This is a genomic window from Pseudomonas sp. GD03858 (genome assembly GCF_029840925.1).
Taxonomy (GTDB): Bacteria; Pseudomonadota; Gammaproteobacteria; order Pseudomonadales; family Pseudomonadaceae; genus Aquipseudomonas.
Genome location: NZ_JAOCDM010000012.1, coordinates 23,260 through 35,683 on the forward strand (window position 1 = coordinate 23,260; position 12,424 = coordinate 35,683).

The 12,424-nt window shown below is 64.4% G+C and carries 15 protein-coding genes; all 15 read right to left on the reverse strand.

Translation table 11 applies throughout. From position 1 onward, the window contains the following. Nucleotides 1-105: 105 nt before the first annotated feature. Nucleotides 106-1,248: a flagellar biosynthesis protein FlhB gene (gene flhB / locus N5D48_RS05590; protein ID WP_279882030.1), complete on the reverse strand. Its 1,143-nt coding sequence runs from the start codon at nt 1,246-1,248 to the stop codon at nt 106-108. Between the two features lie 2 nt (nt 1,249-1,250). After that, nucleotides 1,251-2,027 carry a flagellar biosynthetic protein FliR gene (gene fliR / locus N5D48_RS05595; RefSeq protein WP_279882033.1) on the reverse strand — a complete coding sequence of 259 codons (777 nt, stop codon included), beginning with the start codon at nt 2,025-2,027 and terminating at the stop codon, nt 1,251-1,253. A 7-nt stretch (nt 2,028-2,034) separates the two neighbouring features. Beyond that, the gene (fliQ, locus tag N5D48_RS05600; protein WP_279804628.1) at nt 2,035-2,304 is read right to left on the reverse strand and encodes a flagellar biosynthesis protein FliQ; all 270 of its coding nucleotides are present in this window, start codon (nt 2,302-2,304) and stop codon (nt 2,035-2,037) included. Between the two features lie 21 nt (nt 2,305-2,325). After that, nucleotides 2,326-3,081, reverse strand: a complete 756-nt coding sequence (fliP, locus tag N5D48_RS05605) for a flagellar type III secretion system pore protein FliP (RefSeq protein WP_279882036.1) — start codon at nt 3,079-3,081, stop codon at nt 2,326-2,328. Then, on the reverse strand, nt 3,081-3,518 hold the full coding sequence (gene fliO / locus N5D48_RS05610; protein ID WP_279882148.1) for a flagellar biosynthetic protein FliO: 438 nt from the start codon (nt 3,516-3,518) through the stop codon (nt 3,081-3,083). The genes fliP and fliO overlap by 1 nt, the downstream gene beginning before the upstream one ends. 12 nt (nt 3,519-3,530) lie before the next feature. Then, on the reverse strand, nt 3,531-3,989 hold the full coding sequence (fliN, locus tag N5D48_RS05615; protein WP_279882038.1) for a flagellar motor switch protein FliN: 459 nt from the start codon (nt 3,987-3,989) through the stop codon (nt 3,531-3,533). Nucleotides 3,990-4,035: 46 nt separating this feature from the next. Continuing rightward, a complete protein-coding gene (gene fliM, locus N5D48_RS05620; RefSeq protein WP_279804633.1) occupies nt 4,036-5,004 on the reverse strand; it encodes a flagellar motor switch protein FliM in 969 nt (322 codons plus the stop codon). A gap of 10 nt (nt 5,005-5,014) precedes the next feature. After that, complete coding sequence (gene fliL / locus N5D48_RS05625) at nt 5,015-5,512, reverse strand: flagellar basal body-associated protein FliL (protein WP_279882039.1); 498 nt, start codon at nt 5,510-5,512, stop codon at nt 5,015-5,017. Nucleotides 5,513-5,698: 186 nt separating this feature from the next. Continuing rightward, complete coding sequence (locus tag N5D48_RS05630) at nt 5,699-7,018, reverse strand: flagellar hook-length control protein FliK (protein ID WP_279882041.1); 1,320 nt, start codon at nt 7,016-7,018, stop codon at nt 5,699-5,701. A 73-nt stretch (nt 7,019-7,091) separates the two neighbouring features. Then, complete coding sequence (locus N5D48_RS05635) at nt 7,092-7,388, reverse strand: Hpt domain-containing protein (protein WP_279882150.1); 297 nt, start codon at nt 7,386-7,388, stop codon at nt 7,092-7,094. A gap of 108 nt (nt 7,389-7,496) precedes the next feature. Next, the gene (locus tag N5D48_RS05640) at nt 7,497-9,185 is read right to left on the reverse strand and encodes a fused response regulator/phosphatase (protein ID WP_279882044.1); all 1,689 of its coding nucleotides are present in this window, start codon (nt 9,183-9,185) and stop codon (nt 7,497-7,499) included. Nucleotides 9,186-9,193: 8 nt separating this feature from the next. After that, nucleotides 9,194-9,499, reverse strand: a complete 306-nt coding sequence (locus N5D48_RS05645; RefSeq protein ID WP_232856532.1) for an STAS domain-containing protein — start codon at nt 9,497-9,499, stop codon at nt 9,194-9,196. Between the two features lie 328 nt (nt 9,500-9,827). Next, a complete protein-coding gene (fliJ, locus tag N5D48_RS05650) occupies nt 9,828-10,280 on the reverse strand; it encodes a flagellar export protein FliJ (protein WP_279882050.1) in 453 nt (150 codons plus the stop codon). A 6-nt stretch (nt 10,281-10,286) separates the two neighbouring features. Further along, a complete protein-coding gene (fliI, locus tag N5D48_RS05655; RefSeq protein WP_279882053.1) occupies nt 10,287-11,642 on the reverse strand; it encodes a flagellar protein export ATPase FliI in 1,356 nt (451 codons plus the stop codon). Continuing rightward, nucleotides 11,632-12,405, reverse strand: a complete 774-nt coding sequence (gene fliH, locus N5D48_RS05660; RefSeq protein WP_279882056.1) for a flagellar assembly protein FliH — start codon at nt 12,403-12,405, stop codon at nt 11,632-11,634. Before fliH ends, fliI begins: the two co-directional genes overlap by 11 nt. Nucleotides 12,406-12,424: the final 19 nt, after the last annotated feature.

The window sequence follows — 12,424 nt, forward strand, 5'->3', positions numbered from 1 at the left end:
AAAAGTGACCCGCCGTAAGGGCGGAAAGGTGACTATGCGTCGACATCGCAAATGAATGCGCATACAACTTTCAAAACAATCCAATAACCCAATAACCCAATAACCTCAACTATCCCGCCGCAAATCATCAGGAATAGGCAGATCCTTCTTCAACGGCTCCGGCGCCTTACCCCGCCCAGCCCGATACTGCCGAATCTGGAACACATAGGCCAACACCTGCGCCACCGCCAGGTACAACCCCGCAGGAATCTCCTGCTCGATCTCGGTCGAGTAGTAAATGGCCCGCGCCAGGGCCGGTGACTCAAGGATCTGCACCTTGTGCTCAACCCCGATCTCACGCATCTTCAGGGCCAGGAAGTCAGTCCCCTTGGCCAGCAGCAAAGGCGCCGTACCGCCCTTCTCCGGGTCGTACTTCAAGGCCACCGCGTAATGAGTCGGGTTGGTGATGATCACATCCGCCTCGGGCACCGCCGCCATCATCCGCCGCTGCGACATCTCCCGTTGCAGCTGGCGAATCCGCTGCTTGACCTCAGGCTTGCCCTCGCTGTCCTTGTACTCGTCCTTGACCTCCTGCTTGGTCATCTTCATCTTCTTGTGCGACTGGAACAGCTGGTAAGGCACATCGAGCCCGGCGATCAGCAGCAAACCCGCCGCCATCCACAAGGCGCTCCAGCCCACCACCTGCACGGCATGGATGATCGCCTGCTCCATCGGCTCGTTGGCGATGGCCAGCAGCGCCTCCCGGTCGCTGGCCAGCACCAGCAACGCCACCATCAGGATCATGATGAACTTGGCGACCGCCTTGAGCAGCTCGGTGAGCGCATTCATCGAGAACATGCGCTTGATCCCGGACAACGGGTTCATGCGGCTGAACTTCGGCTGCAGCAGACTCCCGGAGAACAGGAAACCACCCAGTGCGATCGGCGCGACGAAAGAGATGACGAACAGCAAGATCAGGATCGGCTGCACCGACCAGATCGCCATCTTGCCCGACGCCAGCAGGAACGCGCCCATGCTCCGCTCATCGACGATCACTTCACGAGTCAGGCTGAAATTCATGCGCATCAGGGTCATCAGGGTTTCCGCCAGATAACCGCCAAACGCCAGCAAGCCACCGGCACCGGCCAGGGTCACCGCGACCGTGTTCAGCTCCTTGGAGCGGGCAACCTCACCCTTCTCGCGCGCGTCACGCTTGCGCTTCTCGGTGGGCTCCTCTGTCTTGTCCTGACCGCTTTCGCTCTCTGCCATGCTCAGCGCGCCCGTGCCAGTTCACGCAGCCACTGCAGCGCTTCGCTGGCCAGTGCCTGGTAATGGGGGAGAATGTCGGCCAAGCCGACCCAGAAGATGCCCATGCCCAACACCAGGGTGAGCGGGAAACCGATGGAGAAGATGTTCAGCTGCGGCGCGGCGCGGGTCATTACGCCAAAAGCGATGTTGACCACCAGCAGCGCGGCGATCGCCGGCAGGATCAGCAACAGCGCCGCCGCCATCACCCAGCTCAGGCGCCCAGCCATCTCCCAGAAATGATTGACCACCAGGGCACTGCCCACCGGCAGCGTGGTGAAGCTCTCGGTCAGCACCTCGAACACCACCAGGTGGCCGTTCATCAGCAGGAACAGCACGCTCACCAGCATGGTCATGAACTGGCTGATCACCGTGACGTTGACACCGTTGGCCGGATCGACCATGGAGGCGAAGGCCATGCCCATCTGCACCGCGACAATCTGCCCGGCGATGACGAAGGCCTGGAACAGCAACTGCAGGGAGAACCCGAACAACGCCCCGACGATGACCTGCTCGAAGCACAGCAGCACGCCACGCAAGCTGAGCGGATCGATCTCGGGTAGCGGCGGCAGGCCCGGCACGATGACCACGGTGATCGCCACGGCCGCATACAGACGCACCCGTGCCGGCAGCATCTTGGTGCCGAAGATCGGCATGGTCATCAGCACCGCCATTACCCGGAACAGCGGCAGGATGAAGGTGGCGACCCAGGTGCCGATCTGCGTGTCGGTCAGCTCCAGCATGGCGCCCTCAACCGATCAGGTGCGGAATGCTGGTGTACAGGCCCGTGAAGTACTCCATGAACTTCTGCACCAGCCACGGCCCGGCGATGATCAGCGTGACCAACATCACCAACAGACGCGGCAGGAAGCTCAGGGTCTGTTCGTTGATCTGCGTGGCGGCCTGGAACATCGCCACCACCAGGCCAACCAGCAGGCTCGGCACCACCAGCACGGCAACGATCAGGGTGGTCAGCCATAGCGCGTCACGGAACAGATCGACAGCGACTTCAGGGGTCATGCGAGGTTCTCCTTGGCAACGTCAGACGCCGCCGAAACTACCGGCCAGGGTCCCCATGATCAGCGCCCAGCCATCGACCAGCACGAACAGCATGATCTTGAACGGCAGCGAGATGATCAGCGGCGACAGCATCATCATGCCCATGGCCATCAGCACGCTGGCGACCACCATGTCGATGATCAGGAACGGGATGAAGATCATGAAACCGATCTGGAACGCGGTCTTGAGCTCGGAGGTGACGAACGCCGGCACCAGGATGGTCAGCGGCGCCTGGTCGGGCCCAGCGATGTCGGTGCGCTTGGACAGGCGCATGAACAGGTCGAGATCGCTCTGCCGGGTCTGCGCCAGCATGAAGTCCTTCAACGGCCCCTGGGCCTTGTCGATGGCCTGCTGGGCGGTCATCTGCTCGGCCAGGTAAGGCTGCAGGGCATCCTTGTTCACCCGATCGAACACCGGCGCCATGATGAACAGGGTCAGGAACAGCGCCATGCCGGTGAGCACCTGGTTCGACGGCGTCTGCTGCAGGCCCAGGGCCTGGCGCAGGATGGAGAAGACGATGATGATGCGGGTGAAGCTGGTCATCAGGATGACGAACGCCGGAATGAAGCTCAGCGCCGTCATGATCAGCAGGATCTGCAGGCTGACCGAATATTCCTGCTGCCCGTCCGCCCCGCTCGACAGGGTGATGGCCGGAATCGACAGTGGGTCGGCGGCCAGGGCCAACGGCGCGGCCAGCAGCAGCGCCAGGGTCAACAACACGCGCAGTGCGCCGCTCATCACATCTTGTCCTTCTGATCCTTGCCCATCAGCTCGAGCAGCCGCTGGGCGAATTCCGGCGTGGCCTGGCGCGCCGCGGCGGGCACATCCACGGGCTCGGCCAGCACATGCAGGGCCTCGATGCTGCCCGGCGTGTGGCCGATGAGGATCTGCTCCTTGCCGACCTGCACCAGCAGCAGCCGATCGCGCGGGCCGATGGCCCGGCTGCCGACGATCTCGATGACCTGGGCACCGCGCTGGGCGTTGCCCTGCATGCGTCGCAGCAACCAGGCCAGGGCGAAGATCAGGCCGACCACCAGCAACAGGCCGAAGACCATCTGCGCCAGCTGCGCGCCCATGCCTCCCGGCAACGGAGCAGCTGGCGCCGCAGCAGGCTCGGCCGCGGCGATCACCGCCTCACTGGCCAGCAGCGCGCCAAGGGCCGTGAAACCCCGCATCATGCCCTTCACTCAGCGCAGCTTCTTGATACGTTCGCTGGGGCTGATCACGTCGGTCAGGCGGATGCCGAACTTCTCGTTGACCACCACCACCTCGCCATGGGCGATCAGCGTGCCGTTGACCAGCACATCCAGCGGCTCGCCAGCCAGGCGGTCCAGCTCGATCACCGAACCCTGGTTGAGCTGCAGCAGGTTGCGGATGCTGATTTCGGTGCTGCCCACTTCCATGGAAATGCTCACCGGAATGTCCAGGATCACATCCAGGTTCGGCCCTTCGAGGCTGACGTTGTCACTGGGCCGGGGCGAACTGGCGAACTCCTCCATCGGCAGGCGGCCCGAAGACGGCCCATCCGCGGCGAGCAAGGCGTCGATGTCGGCCTGGCCGGCGTCGCCGGTCTCTTCCAGGGCGGCCGCCCACTCATCGGCCAGGGCCTGTTCCTCGGGAGAGGTGATCTCGTTTTCGTTAGCCATGATTTCCTCGGCAGGCATTCAATACGTTAGAGCGACCGACACGCCGTCAGCGGCGTTCGATCGGGTCGATGATCTGCAGCGACAGGGTGCCCTTGTGCGAACCCAGCCGCGCCTTGAACGACGGCACGCCGTTGGCGCGCAGCACCAGGTGCTCCGGCAGTTCCACCGGGATCACGTCGCCGGGCTGCATGTGCAGGATGTCGCGCAGCTTCAACTGGCGCCGGGCAACAGTGGCCGACAGCGGCACGTTCACGTCCAGCACGTCCTCGCGCAGGGCCTTGACCCAGCGCTCGTCCTGATCGTCGAGGTCTGACTGGAAGCCGGCGTCGAGCATCTCGCGCACCGGCTCGATCATCGAGTACGGCATGGTCACATGCAGGTCGCCACCGCCGCCGTCGAGTTCGATGTGGAAGGTCGAGACCACCACCGCCTCGCTGGGGCCGACGATGTTGGCCATGGCTGGGTTGACCTCGGAGTTTATGTACTCGAAGTTGACCGGCATGATCGCCTGCCAGGCCTCCTTGAGGTCGACGAAGCACTGGTCCAGGACCATGCGCACCACCCGCAACTCGGTCGGGGTGAACTCACGACCCTCGATCTTGGCGTGACGGCCATCGCCACCGAAGAAGTTGTCCACCAGCTTGAACACCAGCTTGGCGTCGAGGATGAACAGCGAGGTGCCGCGCAGCGGCTTGATCTTGACCAGGTTCAGGCTGGTCGGCACATACAGCGAATGCACGTACTCGCCGAACTTCATCACCTGCACGCCGCCCACCGCCACATCGGCGGAGCGACGCAACAGGTTGAACATGCTGATGCGGGTGTAGCGGGCGAAACGCTCGTTGATCATTTCCAGGGTCGGCATGCGCCCCCGGACGATACGGTCCTGACTGGTCAGGTCGTAGCTCTTGATGCTGCCGGGCTCGGCGGCACTCTCGGTTTGTACCAGCCCATCGTCCACCCCATGCAGCAGGGCATCGATCTCATCCTGGGACAGCAGGTCCTGCACGGCCATCTATGTGCTCCTACTGCAATACGAAATTGGTGAACAGCAACTGGTCGACGACCGGCCTGCCGATTTCCTTCTGCGCCACTTCCTGCACCACCGCGGTGGCTTTCTGGCGCAGCATCTCCTGGCCGACCGCGCTGCTGGCGAGCGTGTCGAAGCCCTGGCCGGAAAACATCATCACCAGGTTGTTGCGAATCACCGGCATGTGCACCTTGAGCGCGTCGAGGTCGCTCTGGTTGCGACCCTGCATGGTGATGCTCACCTGCATGTAGCGCTGACGGCCGTTCTGGTTGAAGTTGACCACGAAGGCCGGCGCCAGCGGCTCGTAGATCGCGGCGGGCTTGACGTTGCTCTGCGCCGCCTCGGGGGCCGGCGCCGACTCGCTCTTGTGCATGAAGAACCAGGTCGCGCCCACCGACAGGCCGACCGCCAGAAGCAGGGCCAGCACCAGCAGCAGGATCAACTTGAGTTTGCCTTTCGTGGCGGGGTCTTTCACTGCGTCGCTCTTCGCCATGCCAATAATCCGTCGTCCATCGCGGTTTCAAAGAAGGATGACGTGGCTTGAGCAAGTGTTATGCCAGATTTGTCAGGCGCGAGGTGTGAATCGTCCCCGCCCCTTCGGGCCGCGCCGCCGAGCAGGAAACAGCACTGCAAATCTCACCAGCGTGGGAGCGGGCTTGCCCCGCGACGGGACCACACGTCAGGCGTAGTAGTCCACCGCACTGTCGCCCACCACCACCTGGTGCTCGACCGGACGCACGGCATTGCCAGGCTCCCCGCCCTCCCCGCCCGCTTCGGCGCGGCGCGCGGCAACCCCGGACAGATTCGACTCACCCTGCTGGGCTTGCTGCTGTTGCTGACCACGGGACTGGTCGGCAACGCTGACGTCCGGTTGCGCCAAGCCCTGCTGGGCGAACATCTCGCGCAGGCGATGCACCTGGCTGTCGAGGGCATCACGCACGCCGGCATGGCCGCTGACGAAATGGATCTGGGTCGGCTGGTCCGCCGCGACATTGACGCGGATGTCCAGGCGCCCCAGCTCCGCGGGCTCCAGCTGAATGTCCGCCGACTTGAGGTTCTGGCTGGACAGGTACATGACCCGGTTGACCAAGCCTTCGGCCCAGGCACCCTGGTTCATCGCCAACGGTTGCTGCAACGGGTTCGAGGTGACCGGCACGGCATTGGCGGTCTTCACCGTGGCGGCCTGGGTAAGGCTGGCCAGACGGTTGGCGAAATCGTCAACCCGCGTATCGCTGCCCGCAGCCTTGAGATCCTTGAGGCCATCGTCGATCAGGCCCGCGAAGGCCTTGTCGCCACGTTCGCCACGCCCGGCTTCGGCCTCGGTTTTCTCGACCATGTTCGCCAAGGTATTGACGGGGGCCGCACTCGGCTCGGCGACCTGCGGGTTGCTGTCGAGGCGGGTGGCAGTGGCATGCGCCGAGGTCGTGCCCTTGGCCTTGGCATCCTGCTCGAGGGCCAGGCGCAATGTCGGCATGTTCGCCAGCGGGTCGGCAGCGGGATCGAACGCTTCGGCCTCTGCCGGCGTCGGCGCTGGCGGAGTCGATTGCGCGGCAGGCTGGACCGCGGCCTGCAGGACCGGCGCGACCGCTTCGGCCTGCGCCTGAAGCAACTGCGCGCCTGGCTGGGCATCGGTCACCTGGCCCGCCACCAGACTGGCATCGAGGGCTGGCGAAGCCTCCTGGCTGTCGGCGTCCTCGGCGTCGCTCAGCGCCTGAGTTTTCACATCCCCTGGCAAAACCTTGCCGTCATCGGCAACCGCTGGCGCGCCATTGGCCTGTTGCTTGCCGCTGGCGGCAGGCTCCGATTGCGGCTTGGCGCTCGCCTGCGCCGCTGGCCGGGTCGGTTTGTCATCCCGCGCAGAAACACTGTCGCGCCCCTGGCCGGCCATGACCTGATCGAAGCCGCCGCCCTGCTGCGGCTTGTCCGCCACGCCGGCAGCCGGCCGCGACACCTTGTTCACGGAGCCGGCTTGCAATAGAGGGTTGGGTGCGACAGGCATGGAAAAATCTCCGCTCCAGCATCTGGAAAATTACGTCTGGAGCTTGGACTAGCAAGACTCGCGCCAGATATTCCTAGCTCGCGGAAATTCGTTCCCGCTCGCCACGATAGAAGCGTTGCACCTCAAGGTACTCCTGATCGATGCGGTTGATCAGGTCCTCGATGCCATAGAGCGACTGGTCGCGCACGCGCTCCTCCAGTTGCTGGCAAAGGCCGGCAAGCCCGACGGCGCCCATGTTGCTGCTGCTACCCTTGAAGCTGTGCGCGGCCAGGCCGAGCTCGTCGGCATCCTTGGCTTCATGCAGCTGGCTCAAGCGACGTTCGGAGTCCTCGAGAAAGGTTTCCAGCAATTGCAGGTACCCCTCCTCCATGACCTCGCGCAGGTCACTCAGCACCTTCTGATCGATATGCGTTTCCACTTGTTCGCTCCCTGATCAAGCCTCAGTACGCCCGAGCACGGGCAACCCGCCCGCGCGGACTCACCATTCGAACACCACCTGGGCCAGACGCCCATCCTCCAGCCACTGGGCACGGTCCGCCAAGCGTCGCACCAGGCTTACACCACGCCCACTGAACCCACGCCCCGGTGCAGCGTCAAGCACGGAGCCCACATCGAATCCTGCGCCGCTGTCACGGACCTCGATCATCAGATGCCCACCCGCGGCCCGAGGTTCCACCCGCAGGGCGATGGCAATGCAGCCGTCGACCTGTCGGGCCAGGCGCTCGCCACGCTGGCGATAGTACTCGGAGAAACCCTGGGCGTCGCGCTTGAGCCGCGAGTCCAGGCCCAGCACGCCATGCTCGAGCGCATTGGCGTAAAGCTCGCTGAGCACCGCGTGCAAACGGCCGCCACTGGGGCGCAGACCGTGAACCTCCTGCAACAGTTGCACCAGGTAGGGCACCGGATTGAAACGGCCGAGGCTTTCCCCACGCAACTCGAAGCGCATCGACCAGTCCAGCGGACTGGAGCGCCCGCTGTCGGAATAGACCACGGGCTGCGGCAATACCTGGCCCGGCTCCAGCATGCGGATGTCACACAGGCTGATGTCATCCCGAGGCCGCCCGCCGAAGCTCTCCAGCGCCGCCATCACTTCATCGAACAGACGCTCCGGACGCAGATTGCGCGCCAGCACCTGACGCAGTCGCGTGACACCGAACAGGCGCTCCTGGTCGTCTGCGGTATCGACCACGCCATCGGAAAGCAGGAACAGCCGCTCGCCCGGGGCAAGCGGCAACACCTCCGTAGTCGCATCGAACCGCTCCGGCGCCAGGATGCCCAGCGGCAGATGACGCGAAGGCAGCAATGCCAGCACCTCACCCTCGGCATCCAGTCGATAGCCATCCGGCATCCCGCCATTCCACACCTCTACCGTGGCACGCTGGAAACTCAGGTTCATCAGCAAGGCACAGCAGAACATGTCCACGGGCAGGATGCGCTTGAGCTTGGCATTCATCTCCCGCAACGTTTCGACCAGCCCGTATCCCTTGGCGGTCATGCCGTAGAACACCTCCGCCAGCGGCATCGCGCCCACCGCCGCGGGCAGGCCGTGACCGGTGAAATCGCCCAGCAGCACGTGCATGTCGCCGGACGGCGTGAACGCGGCCAACAACAGATCGCCGTTGAACAAGGCGTAAGGGGACTGTAGATAGCGGATATTAGGTGCATTCAGACAGCCGGAATGCGCCACCTTGTCGAATACCGCCTTGGCCACCCGCTGCTCGTTGAGCAGGTGGTGGTGATGCCGGGTAATCTGGTCGCGCTGCTCGAGCACCGTGGCTTGCAGACGGCGCAAACGGTCCATGGCGCGGATCTTGGCACCAAGGATCACCGCACTGTAGGGCTTGGCCATGAAATCGTCGCCCCCGGCTTCCAGGCAACGCACCAGCGCCTCCTCTTCGTTGAGAGAAGTGAGGAAGATGATCGGCACCAACGCCTCGCCCGCCAGCGCCTTGATCCGCCGCGCGGCTTCGAAACCGTCCATCACCGGCATCAAGGCATCGAGCAGCACCAGCTGCGGCCGCCGCTCGATGAACAAGGCGACTGCCTGTTCGCCGTTCTCGGCAGTGAACACCTCGTGCCCCTGGCGCCGGACGATCTGCGCCAGCAACAGGCGATCCGCGGCTCCATCCTCGGCCACCAGTACGGTCAACGCCTGATCGGCGGGCATGACGATGCTCAACTGATATCGAACAGCTTTTCGAAGTTGGAGATAGCCAGGATCTTGCGCACGTCAGGGCTGGCATGGACCACGCGGATATCCGAGTCCTCGCCACCGACGTGATCGCGCAGCAGCAACAGCATGCCCAGCGCCGAGCTGTCGAGATACGTGGCCTCCTTGAGGTCGACCACCACCGAGTCCGGTCTAGGGCGCTGACGCTCGTAAGCGTCTCGGAATTCCTGATGCTTGCCGAAATCGAAACGACCCTTGACCTTGATCGTCAGCTTTTTCCCATCCTGTGAAAAATCAGTTTCGACTGCCATGCGAGCGATTCCTTCGATGATGGCGAATGCGACTCCTGAAGGTTTAGCAGGCGCTGGCGGCAGGTGCAAGGCGGCGGACTAGAGGTTGCCTTGCGCCCCGCCGGGCTGCGCTGTCGTGCCGGGAACCCTGATTGCGCGGCCAGCGCACATCCTGTGGGAGCGGGTTTACCCGCGAAGCAATGGACGCGGTGGATGGCACCGGCTTCGCCGGTGTTCGCGGCTAAAGCCGCTCCCACAGGGATCGCACTGACCTCAGGCCGAACAAGGCAGTTGTTCCCACAACCACCTGCCAGATCAATACGTTATCTACGGGCACAAGCCAGGTCGATCAGGGATGGCTCTGGCGCGGCAGGCGTTGAGAGAGTTCGTCGAGCAGCTTCTGCTCGCGCTTGTCCTCGGCCCTACGGGCTTCGTCCAGGTAACGCTGTACCAGCTTGCGCAATCCCTCGACCCGGGCATAGGCCTGCTGCCAGGTATTGCGCGCATTGTTGAGGTTGTTCTGGTGCCAGGTCATGCTCTGGCGCTGCTGGGTCATGGCCGTTTCCAGCTGTCCCAGGAAGCGCTGGTAGTTGACCAGCCAGTTGCCATCGACCCCTTGCGAGCCACGGTTGATCCACTGCTGCTGGTACGCCTCGCGAAAGCTCTCGAGCTCGGCCAGCTTGGCCTGGGCGTCGCTCAGCAGCTTCTGGAAATGCCCCAGGCGCTGGGCGGCCTTGCGCTCGGCCTCCTCGGCCATCTCGACCACCGGCGCCAGGCGCGCGGCTCGGCTGGGCTGGCTCATGGCCTATCAGCCCGCCGGCGGCGCGAAGATCGCGCCCAGCTGCTCACGGCTCTGGGCCATGCCGACGTTTTCATCCAGGCGCTGACGCAGGAACTCCACCAGCTTGGACTGCAGAGCGATGGCCAGGTCGGTTTCCGGATCGCCGCCGGCGACATAGGCGCCAACGCTGATCAGGTCGCGGCTCTGCGACAGGCGCGACCACAGTTGCTTGAACTTCTGCGCCTGGCGCAAGTGATCGGGATCGACCACCTGGGGCATGACCCGACTGATCGACGCCTCGATATCGATGGCCGGATAGTGCCCTTCCTCGGCCAGGCGCCGGGACAGCACGAAGTGACCATCGAGCACCCCGCGCGCCGAGTCGGCAATCGGGTCCTGCTGATCGTCGCCCTCCGACAGCACGGTGTAGAACGCGGTGATCGAACCGCCTCCGGGCTCGCCGTTGCCAGCCCGCTCCACCAGCTTGGGCAGCTTGGCGAATACCGATGGCGGATAGCCACGAGTGGCCGGCGGCTCGCCGATGGCCAGGGCGATTTCCCGCTGGGCCTGGGCAAACCGGGTCAGCGAATCCATCAGCAGCAGGACATTCTTGCCCTTGTCGCGAAAGTACTCGGCGATGCGCGTGCAGTACATCGCCGCCCGCAGGCGCATCAACGGCGCATCGTCGGCGGGCGACGCCACCACCACCGAGCGCTTGAGCCCTTCCTCGCCGAGGATGTGCTCGATGAACTCCTTCACCTCGCGCCCCCGCTCGCCGATCAGCCCGACCACGATGATCTCCGCCTCGGTGAAACGGGTCATCATGCCCAGCAGCACCGACTTGCCGACACCGGTACCGGCGAACAGCCCCAGGCGCTGGCCGCGACCGACCGTGAGCAGGCCGTTGATGCTGCGAATACCGACATCCAGCGGCTGACTGATCGGATCGCGGTTGAGCGGGTTGATGATCGGGCCGTCCATCGGCACCCAGTCCTCGGCCTTCATCCCGCCCTTGCCGTCCAGCGCACGACCGGCACCATCGAGCACCCTGCCGAGCATGCTCATGCCCATGGGCAGGCGACCGCTGTCGTCCAGTGGCACCACTCGGGCACCGGGGGCCAGGCCAACGATGCTGCCCACCGGCATGAGGAACACCTTGCTGCCGGCAAAGCCCATGACCTCGGCCTCGACCTGCACCGGGTGATAACTGTCGTCATTGATCACCAGGCAACGGCTGCCAACCGCCGCCCGCAGCCCTTCGGCCTCGAGGGTCAGGCCGACCATGCGCAGCAGGCGCCCTTCGACGATCGGCTGCTCCGGCAGCTTCACCGCGTCGGCGTAGCCTTGCAGGCGCTTGCCGAAACTGGTGCGATCAAGACGCATCGGTCACACCTGCTGGCGGGTCGATGTCGACGTGGATATCGGCTGCGGCAGGGTGCAGGGCCTGATCGTGGGACTGGTCGAACAGTTGCGCCACGGCTTTCTCGATCCGGGTCTCCATGGTCGCGTCGATGCGGCTATGGGCTGTTTCGATGCGGCAGCCACCCGGCAGCAAGGCCTCGTCCTCGAGCAGTTTCCAGTTTTCCTCGTGGCGCTCGCGCAAGGCCTTGGCCAGCTCGAAGTCCTGCGGATTGAGGTGGATACGGATGTTGTCGGCGCCCATCGGCAGCAGTTTCAGCGCCTCGCGCAACACATGGGTGATCTGGCTCGAGTCGCCGCGCAGCTCGCGGCCGATGACCTGGCGCGCGATGCCGGCCACCAGCAACACCAGCGCTTTCTCGATCTGGGTGTCCTGCTCGGCGATCGGCTCGAGCAGATGGCTCATGACCTGTTCGAGGCTGGCCAGCTTGGCCGCCAAGGCCACCTCGGCCTCCTGGCGCACCTTCAGCTGGGTGCTGTGGAAGCCCTCGCGCTCGCCGGTGGCGAAGCCTTCGTTGTAGGCCTCCTGGCGGATGGCCTCGAGCTCTTCGAGGGTCAGTGGCTGGACTTCCTCCAGCGGCACCTCTTCGACTTCTTGCTCGATGATTTCCGGCTCAGGCTCCGGCTCGGGCTCAGGTTCCGGGTCGAAGCTGGGCAGCGCCCACACGTCGACGCCCTCGAGGTCGCGGGCGCGGATCAGGTCGCTGGGGTGTTCGGTGGTGGACATGCTCAAAAACCTCTTTAGC